The sequence below is a fragment of the Butyricimonas sp. genome (assembly GCF_019423355.1).
Taxonomy (GTDB): domain Bacteria; phylum Bacteroidota; class Bacteroidia; order Bacteroidales; family Marinifilaceae; genus Butyricimonas; species Butyricimonas faecihominis.
Window position 1 is genome coordinate 284,363 of the sequence record NZ_JAHZBP010000006.1, and the last position, 16,628, is coordinate 300,990.

Here is a 16,628-nt window from a genome sequence, read left to right on the forward strand (position 1 = left end):
CAATTTTTACTAATACAAAGTCAACCAGTAAGTACAAAATTTGCACTTACTTAATATTACTGCAACTTAGCTAGTTTAACGTGAGTTCGCTATAAAAACAAATTTATATCTCTGAATAATAGAAACATAACATTACACGAAAGAAGAAACCGTTGCGAGGACGCACTCCAATGTTTCAATGTAGCGTGTCCTCCCCCTGTGCAAGGGGGAGTTAGAGGGGGTAGTTGGAAAGATAAAAACCAAAAGTTGAAAGATGATACATCACCTATTCCGGCACTCCCGAGACGGCGGAATCCATCTCTTCGAAATAATCACATCATCTCGTGCAAGAAACTAAAAAACACCGATATATTCCCATTTTTACTCGATCTTTTTCCTAACGGATGGGGCAAATATGCTTTATTATATCGAACTCACCTTAATTTATCACGTCTTTCCTTTTCATAAGGACAAATTCACGAAAAACTTTCCTTTTTACAAGGAAAGAATAGATAATTTCAAAGAAAGCGTATCCAAAACAAAACGAGCCCGCCAGAATCTAGGCAAGCTCGTTGATATTTTCTATTTCAAATTACAGAATAACAATATAATTATTTTGCCAATTGAAAAACTGTTTCCTCTATAACTTTAGGGAGGGCTAACGATGCCTGAGTTTCCTCATCTTCAACGAAAGAAGTTAAATTCAACCCTAACTCAACTTTACTACTTTTTGTTACCAGATTTATAATATCATTCACTAATTGTTTCAAACTTTCATTTGTAATTCCCATTGCCGCAAAATTTGGATCCAACTCCAAATCATCTATCATAGGTAACAAAAGTTCTAAGACACTCATAAAAGGAAGCATCATTTCCCGATCAACATAAGCTCTCATCTTCTCTCCATCCAACTGTACCTTCAACGGAATACCCGTTTCAAGCATTGTCATAAGCATTGATGTTGGATTGTTTTCAGTACTCCGCCCTAACAAAGATTCAATATCCACCAATATATATATTTGTCCATCCTTCACATTATATCTTACTAACCCCTCTTCAGAATCAACCAATGGAGTTGCATCTGGCTGAAATAAATCTTGAATACCCGTTATTTGATGATAGGAAGCTATTAGATTTCCATCTTCTTTCAAATTCATTTTTTTCAAAAGTCCAGGCAATATACCACCACCTAAGGTTTGTAACAATGTTGTCAATCCCAAATCTCCTTCTATTTCTGGATTTGGATTAATAGGCAATTTTCCCCATATAGGGAAAGCAATAGAATCAACATCTGTTACAATTTCCAAATGGATACAACTAGAAACCATATTATAGCTATCATCCATCTCAGGTTTTGCCAACATCCATTCTCCAACAACCTTAGAAATCACCTTAAAACTAGTATTCAGACTCAACACCCCTGATTTTACAGCCCCTTCCACCAATACAATCCGATCATCATTCTTATTTTCTCCTGCAAAGGTGTAGTCATCACCTGCCAACTCTTCAACAATTAAATTTTTCACTTCTAAAGCAGGCTCTCCGGGAATCAGTTTATTCAATGTAAGTGTTGCATTTTTCTTATTTTCCGAATTAAAAGAAACCGATGTTCCGGAAAATTCTTTTCCATTCAATTTTAATGCTAATTTATCTCCACTATAATCTGCCGAATAATTTTTAAAGGGATCCTTATCATCATCACTACAACTCGCAAAAAATGCGACACCTAAAATTAATAACAATAAAAACTTGTTTTTCATACTTCATTAAATATTAATTAAACATTGATATGTCCGTCCTCTCCTTAAAATACACACACAATAAACCTTCGTTTTTTGATAGCAGGCATAAAATCGTTTTCAGGATCAATTTGAAGGAATGGAATATAGCTAGATCGCTATAAAGTAGAAAAAAGTATGATCAATAAATATCAGATAATTAAATAGATATGGCAGCATAAATGTTAAAATTGAATTCCTGTTGTAATATTTGATTAAATTTGCACGTTTTTTGCTAATGATAAGGCTGCATGGCTCAAAAAACGAAGGTTTATTGATAGTCTAACTTGATTATAAAAAGATGTCTAATTAATATTCAATGAAGTATGAAAAACAAATTACTATTGTTATTAGCTTTAAGTATTGCATTTTTTACAGGTTGTAAAGATGATGATGATCCAGAACCACCCACGATAGACAAAATTGTCGGGCAGTATTCCGGAGAAAATTTAAAAGCCACTATTGACGGAATCTCTGCACCGGAAGGAACTTCTGTACAAATTATTCAAAAAGATGACAACACGACTTCTTTCAAGTTAATCAACATAGTTCCCGGCTATCCCGAATTCGAAATTCCCAATGTCACGTTCGAAGCTCTCAGTCGCACTTATTACAGTCAATTAAAAGGCTCCATAACCGACAATGTCAGTGGATATACCGTTCAGGCCAACGCTAATATTGAGGACGAGATCATGGAAATTAACATCTCGATCACGGAAATTGAAGGAGAACCAGCAAGTGCGGAAAGTTTCTACAACAAAACGTTTAAAGGAGAAATGGCCATCGATCTGGGACTAGCCCCCATAACCATGACTCAACGCGTGTACGTGAACAAGCCATCAGATAAAGACCCGAACAAACTCCGCTTGAGAATTGAGAACTTCTCATTCCAAGGCATCAATCTAGGGACTATACAACTAGACACCGTCTCTTTCGTAAAAAGAAGAGAAATATACGGATTCACGGCAAAAGACCGGGAACTTACAGACTTGGAAATTCCCGGTGTAACAGGGGTAAAACTAACTGCTCGCGGAGCTATCGTCGAAGATCACATCATGAAACTGAATCTCGTGGTGGATGCCTCCCCCTTGACTGTTAATGTTACTTTTACGGGAGACACGATCACGGAAAGCGCTGACACTAAAATCAACTTAACAATTGAAGGGGATGCCGTAGCCTCACAACCGGATAATTCAAAAACATCCTCTATTTACATTTTCAAAATCTGGGAAACAGCTACTGCCAGCCAACTAAAGCTAACACCTAAGATTGAACTCCCGAAAGGCGCCACATTGGATTCCATTGTCGTTCAATATTCAGACGGGACGAAATCCATACTCAAAGAAGGTGAATCCATTGATTTCTCCAAAATTGAAGGAGAAAAATACGACGTAAAATATCACATTACTCCCGAAGACGTGCGCTATCCCAGCACCAAAACTCTCCGCTTAGAGAAAATGCCGGAATTCAAATCCATCTACAAAATGAATAGCTGGATTACTCCAGAAGGGAAGGAGTATCAAGAACCGGTGAACATGGCCAGTTCCAATATGGCTGCAGATTTCTTTCCTTTATCAGGAATGATGATCGATCATCCCTTAACAGCAACACCTTATCCTGTTACACCGGACGGGGATGCAGCGAAAATCATAACAAGAGACACGTACGGTGGCTATATCCCTTTCCCGCCAGTCGTGCTACCTAAAGTTACTGCCGGGACCTTATTCAACGGAACATTCGATTTAGATCCCACCGCTCCCTTGAAAAGCACTCACTTCGGAGAAGCCTACCGGGGAACAGCAGCTCCCGTAGCCTTCAAATTCACGTACAAATACACGCCTGGAACAACGTACTTCAACACGGTAGTTAAAACAGAGGGGTCCACCACGACAGTTACCGCAGAAGAAATTCCGGACAAAATAGACGAGTGTTCTTTAATCGCCTACTTATACGAAGTCGATTCTTACAACGATCACCTAGACGGAACAAATATCAACGAATCCCAAAAAGTAATCCTAAAAGCTGCTTTCAGTGGCGGGTCCCAAGACAACTTTATAGAAAAAACGGTCAATTTCGAACCCACGGGAAATGGTTCATTTGCCCCTGCCAACAAAAAGTACAAGCTTGCCATTGTCTGCACCCCAAGTAAAGAAGGAGATTCCTACAAAGGAGCTCCTAACAGCACGTTATGGGTAAAATCTTTGGAAGTAACCTATTAATACACATTGTCCGGGTACATATTAAATATACCCGGACAATTTTTAAATGCTTCACATATCTAGAAATTTCTTTTCCTAACACTACTCGGCTCCCTTGAATTGCAATCCTACCTGCATAGCAGTCGTTACTTCCAACGCACCCGGCAGATTTTCCAGAATCGGTCCAATAGGAACAGATATAGTTTTCCCGAGAATACTAGCCTCGAATGCCATATCCTCCGGGATCAAACTCTCAACCATCGGTAACAGAGGGCCCAATTGTTTCAGCAGTACCTCATCCAAATAAACGTACAACGCATCTTTACCATCCGCTCCCACAGTCTTTTCAAAATGCACAGGAATCCCATTAGCCAACAATTGCTCAACAGCACCAAGAATCGGATCCGTTCCCGTTGAACGTCCCTCTTGATCCATATCAACCTGTCGCATAATCATATCCAAGCTCAAAAACACGTAGCAAACACCATCTTTCACGCAATACTGTGCCAGATTCAACGGTGAACTCTGCCAATCAGCCTCCGGTTCCGGATTTTCTTCTGTTACAGTAGCTGTATTATAAGTCGCCACGATATTTCCATCTTCCCTGAAAGTCACGTTTTGTAAATAATTCTTTAGCTCTTTTGCCAACATCGTGGGAGCCATAGTCGCCAGCAATCCTGTAGTGATCTTCATTTTAGTAAATCCCAAATCGACCTCTGTCAAAGGATAATCGTGAGGAGTCCATGCCATTTTTACTGATGAAAAATCCCATGTCTTCATCAACCCATTTTGGGCAAACTTCACGTTCACGTTCACCGTCAACTTCCCTTTCACGATAGAACCTTCCAAAGTCACTGTTCGGGAATCATTTTTATTCTCGGCAGAGAACGTATAAACCGAACTGCCGGACTCCAATGGAACACTAGAGAATACGGTTTCACTCTCTCCCGGGACAATCCCTTGCAACTTCAAGGTTGCACTCTTTCCATCCACAGAATTAAAATCAACAGATTTCCCGATAAATACAGCGTTACTATACTTCAAATCTAACACCCGATCCGTACTCGTTGTAGAATAAATCCCGTTAAAATCTTTCGGCGTGTCTTTGTTGTCACTATCGCTACAACCAGCAAAAAATACAATTCCTAAAACCATTAATAATAAAAACTTGTTCTTCATAACATTTTATTTAACTATTTATAATAACTCCACTCTACCTATATAAAGAATATTCCATATAAATCATTTTCCACAAAAAGAGAGTCACATCACCATATGCAACATAACTCTCTAAATCGTCTTGTACAATATTACTATTCAGCGGTTTTCTTTTGCGTCAACACCAATCCCAGTTCCGCCGTTTTCCCTTCTTGGATAATCGGTCCCAAATCCGTGATAAATCCAGCGTAACTCTGGAATTCTTCAGGCATAACCTCTCCCAACATAGGAAGCAAAGACATAAATGGTAATAACGTCTCCCGGGTCATATAGACATCCATTGTCTCTTTTTCCGTATCTTTCGTGACTTCAAAAGGAAGGCCCTGTTCCAACACGACCATGATCTCTGTCAATGGGTCAGAAGTACTACGCCCGATATCCTCCACGATACCTGCAATATTTGCAGAGATACACAACTTTCCTCCCACCAAATTATAAAAGGCCATACCTTTAGGAGACGTTGCATATTGCGGATTATTCATATCACTATTGTAAGAAGCCGTGATATTGCCATCACTCGTGAATGTTATATCCTTTAGAAAAGTGGGTAACATCCATCCAAATATACCATTCACAAACCCTATCACGTTCTCCGGAGCGACCTCGGTCTCACCGTATTTCACCTTTTCCTTATCTGTCGTGAAAGTAAAATGTGTGGCCATAATGCCTGCATCCAGATTTCCTACCGCCCAAATTCCCTCAATATCCGTGGCCTTATTCTTTACCGCAAGAGTCAGGTTCATTTTTCCTTCTTCAATTTTCCCGGAAACCTTCACTTCCCGGAAATCATTACTGCTCGTACCTTCCACTACATTTCCCGTGATCGTCACGGGAATCGCCAATGCCGGTTCTCCCGGAATCACGTTACCCAAGGTTAGCGTGTTACCTGATAAAGCGACACTCTTTCCACTCAATGCCATCCCGTCCCTTGACAACTCCAATCCCGAATCTTTATATGTCCCGTCATAATTCGGGTCCTTGTCATCATCGCTGCAAGCGGAAAAAAACACGACTCCTAAAATCAACAGTAATAATAATTTGTTACTCATAATCGATCAATTGTTGGTTAATAATATTTGGAATAAATTCCTAAATATTAATTTACAGCAAAGTGTAAGCCCAAGTTCCAATAAATCGCCTCTAATTCCGCAACACTCCCCAATAACAAGTGTCTATTTTCGCATAAACCCGCAAATCACGTCCTTACTTTTATTACCTTTGTCCCCAATTAAACAAATAAACCCATGAGACCCCAAAATTCATCCCGTGCCAAAGCCCCGCGTAGCCGTAGTTTCGAAGTACAAGAAGAAAACACGCTAATGCCTTTCCTGTTACAAGCTTTACATGACCAAAGCAGGACAGCCGTGAAATCATTCCTCGCCCACAAACTCGTGCAAGTGAACAACCGCATCACCACACAATTCGACACGCCACTCAAACCCGGGGACACGGTAACCGTCGGGATGAACAAAAACGCGGCACCTTTCCATCACCCCATGCTCAACATCCTGCATGAGGACGAACACTTGATTGTCGTGGAAAAGGCAAGCGGGCTACTCTCCATGGGAACAGAGCGGGATAAAACCAAAACAGCCTATTATATACTGAACAACCACGTGAAAAATAAAGATCCCCGGAACCATATCTTTATCCTGCATCGCCTAGACAAAGAAACCTCCGGTATCATGATGTTTGCCAAAAACAAAAAAGTTCAAGAAATCCTACAAAAAAACTGGAACGAAATGATCCGGGAACGGAAATATGTCGCCGTCATCGAGGGATGCCCGCAACCGGAACAAGGACAGGTGAAATCCTACATCAGCGAGAACAAAGCCTTGATCGTCCACTCCACCTCTTCACAAGACGGGAAATTGGCCATCACGAACTACACAACCTTAAAATCGAACCGGCAATTCTCACTCGTGGAACTTGAATTGGAAACCGGACGCAAAAACCAAATTAGGGTACATATGCAGGAAATCGGACACCCCGTTACCGGAGACCCCAAATACGGGGCCACGAAAAACCCCTTGCATCGCTTGGCTCTACACGCTTTCAAGCTCACTTTTATCCATCCCGTCACGGGAAAGGAAATGAAATTCGAGACCCCCGTTCCCACGAAATTCACGACCCTGTTCAAGTAACTTGCACCGTACTCTCACCGGAGTCGTAGGCGTATCTCGTTAATATCTTGATTCCATTTCAAGATAAAATCAAGCACACATTCACGCCCCCGACACGTCAACTTCCCGTTGACTTACTAACGAGACTACGGTACAACTACAGTGCAAGTAACACTCGTTACCCTAGAAGAAGGGGAATAAAAAACGGGGAACACTCCTAAAAGTATTCCCCGCACATCAAAAATATTTTATTTAAAACAATGACTCGATCAACTGGTCATCGGCAAAATTCGGTAATGTCACCTTCAAATTCGGGTTTGCTTCCATGGCACGTTTGATGGCAAAAACAGCCCCCTCGTTACGAGCCCAGCTACGACGGGAGATTCCATTATTCACGTCCCAGAATAACATATTCTTCAAACGTCTGTCGCTATCGGCAGAACCGTCAAGCATCATCCCGAAACCACCGTTAATAACTTCTCCCCAACCTACACCACCACCATTGTGGATAGATACCCAAGTCGCGCCGCGGAAAGAATCCCCGATCACGTTCTGGATAGCCATATCGGCCGTGAAACGAGATCCGTCATATATATTTGAAGTCTCACGATAAGGAGAATCCGTACCGGAAACGTCATGATGATCACGTCCTAAAATCACGGGAGCAGAAATTTCCCCGGTAGCAATAGCCTTGTTAAACGCCTCGGCTATCTTAATACGACCTTCAGCATCGGCATACAAGATCCGGGCTTGCGACCCAACGACCAAGTGATTCTCCATGGCAGCCTTGATCCAACGGATATTATCATCCATCTGTTGTTGGATCTCTTTCGGGGAATGTGTCTTGATTTCCTCTAACACGCGAGCTGCAATCTCATCCGTCTTCGCCAAATCCTTCGGGTCACCACTGGAACATACCCAACGGAACGGACCAAAACCGTAGTCAAAACACATCGGTCCCATAATATCCTGCACGTATGACGGGTATTTGAAATCACCGTTCGGCTTCATGATGTCAGCACCCGCACGGGAAGACTCCAACAAGAACGCATTACCGTAATCAAAGAAATAAGTATTGAAACGTGCCACGCACTTGTTAATAGCAGCCACGTGACGACGCAAAGATTCTTGTACCTTTTGTTTGAATAACTCCGGCTCCTCGGCCATCATCCGCTTGGACTCCTCGAAACTCACGCCCACGGGATAGTAACCACCAGCCCACGGGTTATGCAATGACGTCTGGTCTGATCCCAGTTCAACAGGCACATCACCCTCCGCGAAACGTTCCCACACGTCCACCACGTTCCCCTGGTAAGCAATGGAAACAGTCTCTTTCTTCTCACGAGCCACTTTCACCCGTTCCACCAGTTTATCCAAATCATCAATCACCTCATCCACCCATCCTTGAGAGTGACGGGTATGCGTGGCTTTCGGGTTAATCTCGGCTGTAATACTGATACATCCGGCAATATTCCCGGCTTTCGGCTGCGCACCAGACATACCACCTAATCCCGCGGTGATAAACAATTTTCCGGCTAATCCTTCTCCATGTTTGGAAATCTTACGCCCGGCATTCAACACAGTAATCGTGGTTCCGTGAACAATTCCCTGCGGACCGATATACATGAACGAGCCTGCAGTCATCTGCCCGTACTGGGAAACACCCAAAGCGTTAAAACGTTCCCAATCATCCGGTTTGGAATAGTTCGGAATCACCATACCGTTCGTAACCACGACACGCGGTGCATCCTTATGCGACGGGAACAATCCCATCGGGTGACCGGAATATAACACCAACGTCTGCTCGTCGGTCATCTCCGACAAGTATTTCATTGCCAGACGATACTGAGCCCAGTTCTGGAATACCGCCCCGTTGCCCCCGTAAGTAATCAACTCGTGAGGATGTTGAGCCACAGCATAATCCAAATTATTATTCATCATCAGCATGATACCCGCCGCTTGCAGGCTCTTGTGAGGATAATCATTGATATTATGAGCATACATCTTGTAATCCGGACGGAAACGATACATGTAAATACGCCCGTATTTCTCCAACTCCTCGGCAAACTCCGGGGCCAACACGGCATGGTGTTTCGGGTCAAAATAACGTAAAGCGTTACGTATCGCCAGTTTCTTTTCTTCTTTCGTCAGGATGTCTTTCCTTTTAGGGGCATGGTTAATCTCCGGCTCGTAAGCCTTCGGAGCCGGCAATTCTGCCGGAATCCCTTCCCTAATTGATTGTTGAAATTCTTGTAATGTCATTATATTATCTTTTACTTCATTTTATTATTGCCATTCCCCACGAATCAACTAATAATCATTAATTTAGTCTCTACTTTCCCACTTTTTAGTTTTTAACTTTTAGTTTTTAACTCACCAATCGGCTGGCTAAATTAATATTTTCAAATGAAAAAAACACTATTTTTGCCTAACAATAAAACAGAAGACGACATGAATATAAGAATAGGCGACATTGTACGGTTTATATCAGACAAGCTAGAGGGTAAAGTTACCGGCATCATTGACAACAACACCGTGAACGTGTATTGTGACGAATACGGGTTCGAAATTCCCGCATCCGTGAATAACCTAGTGGTCATTCATTCCGACAGTAACACGACAAAAACGGTTTCCGCCACATCCGCATCCGGACAGAAAAACGTGGTCATGGAATCGGCCGATACCCTTTACATCGCGTTCGTCCCCGAAAATTTCAACAACCTGACAGAAAGTCGGTTCGATATTTATTTCGTGAACGATACCACTCAAACCAGTCTTTATTCCATCTCGTTTCATGACGGGGAAAAGTACACCGGGATTACGGCAGGCAACTGCAACCCGAACACGACATACCTGATCGGCAATTACTCGCTCAAAGAAATCGACACGATTAAAGCGATACACGTGCAATCCGTGTTCTATCAGAAAGGCGTTCACGTTCTGAAAAACGCCATCGACACGCAAATCAAAGTCACCCCGGTAAACTTGTGTAAAGCGGGAGCTTACAAACATACCCGCTGGTTTAATTCCACCTCGCTACTCCGACCGCTGGACAAAGAATCCATCGTCAAAGAAGAAGGCTTGGAAACCATTCCGGAACAATTTTTACAAAAAACGCCTCATAAAACGGAAGACACGTCCCACAAGGAAACTCCCAAACAATCCAATAGCAACATCATCGAGATCGACTTGCACATTGACAAGCTACTCGACGACACGACAGGCATGGAAAACAAGGATATGCTGGACTACCAGATGGACGTGTTCCATAAAACACTGGAACAATACAAACTCCGCCGGGGCCAAAAGATCGTGTTCATACACGGCAAAGGAGACGGGGTATTAAGGCAACGTATCCTCTGGGAACTTCAAACCAAATACAAACGTTTCAACCATCAGGACGCCTCTTTCAAGCAATATGGTTACGGGGCCACGATGGTCACGATAAAATAATCAAAGATTAAAGGAATACCCCACGGAACAGACCCAATTTTTCCCGTAAGGAGAATACTTATCCTGTATCACGTCATAATAAAACATCACGGAGATAGAGCCTGTTCCGGTGGGAATAACTCCACCTCCCCCCACTAGCATCGTGGGGACATAACGGAAGTCAATCTTCTTCTCATACGATTTTCCCCAACTTCCCTTCAGTTCCGGCTGGATTTGGAGGGCAATATACCGCACCGGGTTCACCCGCCCGAACACGTTTACCCCGAGATAATTCATATCATAACGATTGGAAGAATGGTGATAATTGTAACTTACCCCTCCCCCCGCCGAGAAAAACTCGTTCCAACGATACCCGATCTGGGGAGAAACATCAATACTGGTATAATCCCCGAAGGACATCCCGCAAGAACCGCTTAATGTCCATTTTCCCGCTTTCCGGGACACGGACGATTTCAAAGGGACACTCTTTTTCACGGGAGCTTTCACCACTTGGCGTTTTGCCCCGGATTTATAGATCGTGTCCAAGCGAAAACCATTACGATTTTCCTGAGCATTCACTCGCCCGAAAGAAACGATTACCAACAGCAAACAAACAAAGCAGTATCTCATCATCATTCATCATTTTAATGGAAAAAGCTGTTCAAAGACACCTTCAAACAGCTTTTATTTTATTTCAAAAAAGTTTTTTTCGAGAGAAAATCACTTATGCGTGTAATTCTCCGATGTAACGTTCCGCATCAATAGCAGCACGGCAACCGGTTCCGGCAGCAGCAATTCCCTGACGATAAGTCGGGTCCATCACGTCTCCGGCGGCAAACACACCCGGTACATTCGTCTTGCAAGACTTACCTTCGGTAATGATATACCCTTGCTCGTCGACTTCAATATATTTTTTGAACACCTCTGTATTCGGAGTATGCCCAATAGCCAGGAAGAACCCGTCAATCTTGATCTCCTTGGTTGCCTCTTCCGGGGTTCCCTTCTTGTACACCAAACGAGCGCCCTCAACTCCCATGTCTGACCCAAACAATTCCAACGTGTTATGCTCGAACAATACTTCAATGTTTTCCGTTCTGAACACGCGTTCCTGCATAGCCTTAGATGCTCTCAAATAGTTCTTACGAACAATCAAATATACTTTACGACACAACCCGGCCAAATAAGTAGCCTCCTCGCAAGCAGTATCTCCACCACCTACAACAGCCACGTCTTTTCCGCGATAGAAGAATCCGTCGCAAGTTGCACAAGCACTAACACCAGCCCCGCGGAATGCCTCTTCTGAAGGCAGACCCAAGTACTTGGCAGTTGCACCCGTTGCAATAATCACAGCATCCGCCTCGATCACCTTCTCCCCGTCGATCGTAACCTTGTGAGGATGACCCGAAAAGTCAACATCCGTCGCGATCCCGAAACGAATATCCGTTCCGAAACGTTCCGCTTGTTTTCTCATATCTTCCATCATCACCGGACCGGTCACTCCTTCCGGGTATCCCGGGAAGTTTTCCACTTCCGTGGTCGTGGTCAACTGACCACCCATTTGCATTCCCGTGTACAACACCGGATTCAAATTAGCTCTCGATGCGTATATCGCTGCCGTATACCCGGCAGGCCCTGATCCTATAATCAAGCATTTAACTCTTTCTATAGCATTTTCTGTTGACATAGACAATTCCTTTCTTTTAATTTACAATACAATTTCACGTAATGGGTTGCAAAGTTACCTAAAAAAATGGTTTATCCAATTTTTTTTACCCCATATCCCCGTATTCTCATTCCCCAAACCCATGAAAACCTGCAATCTAAGCCCAAAAGCACAAACAATCATCAGATTTTTCTCTCAACTCCTTGTTTCATTCCAAATTTTTTTACTACATTTGCATCCGCATTTCGGGATGTAGCTCAGCCCGGTAGAGTCCACGTCTGGGGGGCGTGTTGTCGCAGGTTCAAATCCTGTCATCCCGACTACTGAGTATCAAACAATTAGAGAGGTTAAAACAACCTCTCTTTTTTATTGCGATTACATTTTTATTATACTTTTTGGGTTAACGTGAAAAATTAGGGGCTAACGTGAGCCAATACCATCTAACAAATAAAACTCCTATGGTATTTAGTATTAGGTCAAAAATCTTTTTAAAAGCTGCTCCTCTTTTATATGATATTCTTTAGTTCTCTCTAATAATGGATCATACTCAATCAAAAATAACCAATATTTTCCAAATAACTGCCCCCTTTTTCTCATCTTCAATTTTAAGTCCTCGATTTTTCATCAGGACAACATGACCTTCAAGGCATAATATACTTCAGAGATAAAAAACGACCTGCCAATTTAGGCATTGTTTTACAACAACTAGGCCCGGCAGGTTCTACATTACAAGTGTACTACAATTTTACTTACAATCAAAATGCTTAGTAGAAAAAATAATTCAATCACGAAATTCAAGCTCACCTAAAAAATTAGATCAACCTTCTATTCTTCAATATGCCAATTTTTACCCCTTCTCAAGCATAAATATATGGTATCAAGAGCATCATACAATTAGAAAAATCATTCTGTCCATTCACAAATTCAAAGTTATTTCACCTAATTTCTTGTTTTTGTCCAAAAATAATCCTACCTTGTGAATACGTTTATTATAAATGGGATTTCCCCTACATGCCTTATTTTTTAAATTTATCACGATGAAAAGACTATTATTTCTTAGTTTATTCGTGTGTGCAATCACGTGTTTCGCATTCACGAATGCAGCAGCTCCAGAAGTTCAACGAACAATCAGCGGAACGGTTTATGACCTATCGTCACATCAACCGTTAGAAGGAATCTACATCCAGCAAATCAACGGAACTTCATCTAGTTCAACAAAAACGGATGTTTCCGGTCATTTCCCCATTATCGTGAAAAATTCAAGTCAAACAGCAACTCTCAAGTTCTCAGACCCAGATTATGGGGATTACTCTACCCGAACAGAAGACTTTGACTTAAGTAAAGACAACACGAACGTGTCTATCTACATGCAATAAACAACTATTGCAAGATACAAAAAACTGGAAAGGATACGCTAGGGTATCCTTTTCATATATGTACAAAAGAGAGTAGCCGGGAAGTACGTTTGTTATATATGCTTACTTATTCAAAATCACTATGATTTTACAAGAAAACATAGCCCGACTACTCTATACACAAAGATAATTCACACTCTTGAAAAGAGCAACTTTATCCAATCACTTTCATGTGCAAAATAAACAAAAGTATCCCAAATTCACAACACAAAAGCATCTATATTGAAGTCACCTCACGATCACGATGAAAATTGAATCAAGGTCACAAAAATGTCCCTCGTTAGAAATTCGCATATCTATCACGTAACGTCCGACAGGAACCGTGTGATTCCAAGGTAATTCTACTCGTCCACGCCCAAACATTCGAAATTGTGCAACAGCTTCGGGGTGTTCACTCCGGACATTCCGAATCGTGTACTTCACCGGGTTTGTTCCCTCCACTCCCTCCATCTCCCCGGATTGCCAAGGTATTTTAAATTTGATCTGATAAGCATCATCATCCGGGTCAAGCCCGGCTTTCACGATCATGGAATCCGGAGCATAAGCAGCATGACGAATATCTAGAAAACCCACCGTTCTATCTTGACATCCCGTCTGTAACATCCCGATTAAAAGCAAACAATTCGCTATCCAATACATTCTTTTCATATCTTCAAATTATTACAATTCAGTAAATTCATACGTGTAACTCAACGAATGTACCACGCCATTCGTCATTTCAATATCCGCAGAGGCAACCATAGCAATATGACCACTCAAGACAGCATGGAAGAACAAGCTTTCCGGACCAATATCCGGTATCCCGTTATACGGGGTTAGTGTCCTATACACCCTTAATTCGACACCCCCGATTGTTGTCACCATCGTACCTCCTGTAAGCGTTCCTTTCACCTCGTAATCAAAATCCTCTTTCATCATCCGCCTATCCAGTACATGTGCCAACAACATCTCCCGACACAACTCCGCAGGCACCTCCTTCACGGAAGAGTAAACCATTTCTCCTGCCTCGTCCGTTGTTTTAAACAAAAATTGATTGATCGACAAATTCGTGGGAGCAAAAAAAGTAATCTGCTGAAACCCTGGATTCGTCCCGTCAAAAACATCCTTCAATCCCGCATGTTCAATCATCACGATCACCGAATCCCAGTTATAATGATCCGTTTGTAGGTATTCCCACACCGTGCAATCATGTTTACCATCAGCTAAACCTGAATCATGATAAAAGTCGTTATCACATCCCGTGAAAACCACCCACAACACCAAAAAAACATAAAATATTTTCATCATTTACATGTTATCAAGTTACTAAAAAGAAAATCCGTTACGTTTCCAATAAGAAGTCTGCCTCATCAGTGTATTATCCTCAAAAGCCTGCCGTGCCACGGGATAATACAATGCCCCGTCTGCCACATCTTGTTCCGTCAATGTTTTGAAGTTTCCCCGCAATTTCTCCCGGAAAGTCCCGTTACGCATGATGTCAAAATAACGCGTGGAAATTCCCTCGCAAAAGAGTTCCCGATCACGTTCATCTGCAATAACATCTTGTAAATCCCCGTCTGCGAGTGAATAATCCCGCACCCCGGCCCGGTTACGAACCCGGTTCAAGTCCCGGATTGCACCATCCGTGTCACCCGTCTTGGCTTTCAGCTCGGCTCTCAACAAGATCATATCCGCCAACCGGATAATAATCTCGTTATCCTCGAAAGATTTCAGTTGTCCAATCTCGCTACCACTCGTGTAAAGCAATATATGCCGTAATTTTCGCACGTAGGCAGCCCCCTGCGTGATCGAAGTTGACACGCCAGCCATACTGTCGAGCTTGTAAAAATACTCCTCCCGACGCTGGTCTGACTTGTCCGGATACATCTTATAGACGGTTGTATTATCAAGGCGTAACCCGCGTCTTTTCGTGGCCGGAGTTCTATTAGGCATGATCGGCCATGATTGGCAAAACGCTGCTAGATAAGAACCTCCTGACTTTAAATCATCCTCCGTGTTCCGGTAATCAATCTCAAATATTCCTTCCTCGCTATTCCCCAGCATCACCCGCTCGCACACGTCCTTTATGCTTCCCACTAAAGCATAGGAACCGCTATCTATCACTGAATCACAGGCTGCAATCGCCAGCTTATTCAACTCCGGCTCGTTATTCAAAGCCGCCTTCCATGCATACACTTGAGCCATGATTGCAAACGCCGTTCCCCGGGAAGGCACTTGCTTACTATCTATCATTCTCCCCTCGCTATCCCGCAAATCGTTCACACGAGGAAGATACCCAACCGCCAACTTCAAATCATCGATAATCGCATCCGCAATATCCTGCCACGCCATCCGACCTCTCTCCCCGACATCCTCCGCGTGTATAATGTAAGGGGCATCCCCCCAATTACGGATAATGTAAAAATAGCTCCATGCCCTGATTGTCAACACCTGCCCGAGATAAAAATTGTAACGTTCTTGCGGCATATTTGCCCGTCCAATATTATCCGCAATCGTGTTAGCCTCGGCCACTAACTCGTACTCGTAGCCCCAGTAAGTGTTCGGGTCATCCGGCGTGAACCTACTCAAGTCATTATTCGAAATGTTCGCCCAGCTCCCAAGGTTATCAAAAGGTAACCCTCGATCCCGGTAATGTACGTCCACCCGGCCGATCACCCAACGAAACCAACGATGCATCCCGTACACGGCACTTTCCACGTCTTTCTCGTTTTGCCAAAAATTATTATTAGTTACCAACGTCTCCGGTTCCTCCGTCAGGAAATCGTCGAAACAAGAAACAGACAACACAACCATCAAAAAAAGATATATTACTTTTTTCATAT

Annotated in this window: 13 protein-coding genes and 1 tRNA gene; 5 read left to right on the plus strand and 9 right to left on the minus strand. The window is 42.7% G+C overall.

The window, feature by feature from the left end; genetic code table 11:
* Positions 1-590 precede the first annotated feature (590 nt).
* The gene (locus QVC79_RS10530) at positions 591-1,739 is read right to left on the minus strand and encodes a DUF4925 domain-containing protein (RefSeq protein ID WP_270592888.1); all 1,149 of its coding nucleotides are present in this window, start codon (positions 1,737-1,739) and stop codon (positions 591-593) included.
* Positions 1,740-2,083: 344 nt separating this feature from the next.
* Here QVC79_RS10530 and QVC79_RS10535 point away from each other — a divergent pair, with 344 nt between their 5' ends.
* Positions 2,084-3,976, plus strand: coding sequence for a PCMD domain-containing protein (locus QVC79_RS10535; RefSeq protein ID WP_270592887.1), 1,893 nt, complete (start codon positions 2,084-2,086; stop codon positions 3,974-3,976).
* Between the two features lie 81 nt (positions 3,977-4,057).
* On the opposite strand, the gene QVC79_RS10540 is transcribed toward QVC79_RS10535, so the two are convergent.
* Both QVC79_RS10540 and QVC79_RS10545 read right to left on the minus strand, forming a co-directional pair.
* Positions 4,058-5,134, minus strand: a complete 1,077-nt coding sequence (locus tag QVC79_RS10540; protein ID WP_270592886.1) for a DUF4925 domain-containing protein — start codon at positions 5,132-5,134, stop codon at positions 4,058-4,060.
* 134 nt (positions 5,135-5,268) lie between these two features.
* Complete coding sequence (locus QVC79_RS10545) at positions 5,269-6,222, minus strand: DUF4925 domain-containing protein (RefSeq protein WP_270592883.1); 954 nt, start codon at positions 6,220-6,222, stop codon at positions 5,269-5,271.
* A gap of 195 nt (positions 6,223-6,417) precedes the next feature.
* Here QVC79_RS10545 and QVC79_RS10550 point away from each other — a divergent pair, with 195 nt between their 5' ends.
* Positions 6,418-7,317: an RluA family pseudouridine synthase gene (locus QVC79_RS10550; protein WP_270592881.1), complete on the plus strand. Its 900-nt coding sequence runs from the start codon at positions 6,418-6,420 to the stop codon at positions 7,315-7,317.
* Between the two features lie 231 nt (positions 7,318-7,548).
* On the opposite strand, the gene hutU is transcribed toward QVC79_RS10550, so the two are convergent.
* Positions 7,549-9,558, minus strand: coding sequence for a urocanate hydratase (gene hutU, locus QVC79_RS10555; protein ID WP_124316786.1), 2,010 nt, complete (start codon positions 9,556-9,558; stop codon positions 7,549-7,551).
* 189 nt (positions 9,559-9,747) lie between these two features.
* On the opposite strand from hutU, the gene QVC79_RS10560 reads away from it, so the two are divergent.
* Complete coding sequence (locus tag QVC79_RS10560; protein ID WP_124316787.1) at positions 9,748-10,749, plus strand: DUF2027 domain-containing protein; 1,002 nt, start codon at positions 9,748-9,750, stop codon at positions 10,747-10,749.
* Here QVC79_RS10560 and QVC79_RS10565 read toward each other — a convergent pair whose 3' ends face one another.
* Together QVC79_RS10565 and trxB are read right to left on the minus strand one after the other, a co-directional pair.
* A complete protein-coding gene (locus QVC79_RS10565; RefSeq protein WP_270592876.1) occupies positions 10,750-11,361 on the minus strand; it encodes a hypothetical protein in 612 nt (203 codons plus the stop codon).
* Positions 11,362-11,452: 91 nt separating this feature from the next.
* Complete coding sequence (gene trxB, locus QVC79_RS10570; RefSeq protein WP_087422032.1) at positions 11,453-12,412, minus strand: thioredoxin-disulfide reductase; 960 nt, start codon at positions 12,410-12,412, stop codon at positions 11,453-11,455.
* 225 nt (positions 12,413-12,637) lie between these two features.
* Between trxB and QVC79_RS10575 the strand changes: the two genes are divergently transcribed.
* Positions 12,638-12,711 (plus strand) — tRNA-Pro (locus QVC79_RS10575).
* Positions 12,712-13,428: 717 nt separating this feature from the next.
* A complete protein-coding gene (locus QVC79_RS10580; protein ID WP_270592874.1) occupies positions 13,429-13,767 on the plus strand; it encodes a peptidase associated/transthyretin-like domain-containing protein in 339 nt (112 codons plus the stop codon).
* A 267-nt stretch (positions 13,768-14,034) separates the two neighbouring features.
* On the opposite strand, the gene QVC79_RS10585 is transcribed toward QVC79_RS10580, so the two are convergent.
* Genes QVC79_RS10585 through QVC79_RS10595 form a run of 3 tightly spaced genes read right to left on the minus strand, consistent with a single transcriptional unit; the run spans position 14,035 to position 16,626 of the window.
* Positions 14,035-14,454 (minus strand): hypothetical protein, encoded by a 420-nt coding sequence (locus QVC79_RS10585; protein WP_229783030.1) that lies wholly within the window; start codon positions 14,452-14,454, stop codon positions 14,035-14,037.
* Between the two features lie 12 nt (positions 14,455-14,466).
* Positions 14,467-15,093, minus strand: a complete 627-nt coding sequence (locus tag QVC79_RS10590; RefSeq protein WP_229783031.1) for a fasciclin domain-containing protein — start codon at positions 15,091-15,093, stop codon at positions 14,467-14,469.
* 18 nt (positions 15,094-15,111) lie between these two features.
* Positions 15,112-16,626 carry a RagB/SusD family nutrient uptake outer membrane protein gene (locus QVC79_RS10595; protein ID WP_270592871.1) on the minus strand — a complete coding sequence of 505 codons (1,515 nt, stop codon included), beginning with the start codon at positions 16,624-16,626 and terminating at the stop codon, positions 15,112-15,114.
* Positions 16,627-16,628 lie beyond the last annotated feature (2 nt).

Coding starts and splice junctions, on each gene's coding strand:
- QVC79_RS10545 (WP_270592883.1), bottom strand. CDS start 6,222: ATGAGTAACAAATTATTATTACTGTTGATTTTAGGAGTCGTGTTTTTT.
- QVC79_RS10550 (WP_270592881.1), top strand. CDS start 6,418: ATGAGACCCCAAAATTCATCCCGTGCCAAAGCCCCGCGTAGCCGTAGT.
- QVC79_RS10530 (WP_270592888.1), bottom strand. CDS start 1,739: ATGAAAAACAAGTTTTTATTGTTATTAATTTTAGGTGTCGCATTTTTT.
- QVC79_RS10595 (WP_270592871.1), bottom strand. CDS start 16,626: ATGAAAAAAGTAATATATCTTTTTTTGATGGTTGTGTTGTCTGTTTCT.
- QVC79_RS10585 (WP_229783030.1), bottom strand. CDS start 14,454: ATGAAAAGAATGTATTGGATAGCGAATTGTTTGCTTTTAATCGGGATG.
- hutU (WP_124316786.1), bottom strand. CDS start 9,558: ATGACATTACAAGAATTTCAACAATCAATTAGGGAAGGGATTCCGGCA.
- QVC79_RS10590 (WP_229783031.1), bottom strand. CDS start 15,093: ATGATGAAAATATTTTATGTTTTTTTGGTGTTGTGGGTGGTTTTCACG.
- QVC79_RS10540 (WP_270592886.1), bottom strand. CDS start 5,134: ATGAAGAACAAGTTTTTATTATTAATGGTTTTAGGAATTGTATTTTTT.
- QVC79_RS10580 (WP_270592874.1), top strand. CDS start 13,429: ATGAAAAGACTATTATTTCTTAGTTTATTCGTGTGTGCAATCACGTGT.
- QVC79_RS10565 (WP_270592876.1), bottom strand. CDS start 11,361: ATGATGAGATACTGCTTTGTTTGTTTGCTGTTGGTAATCGTTTCTTTC.
- QVC79_RS10560 (WP_124316787.1), top strand. CDS start 9,748: ATGAATATAAGAATAGGCGACATTGTACGGTTTATATCAGACAAGCTA.
- QVC79_RS10535 (WP_270592887.1), top strand. CDS start 2,084: ATGAAAAACAAATTACTATTGTTATTAGCTTTAAGTATTGCATTTTTT.
- trxB (WP_087422032.1), bottom strand. CDS start 12,412: ATGTCAACAGAAAATGCTATAGAAAGAGTTAAATGCTTGATTATAGGA.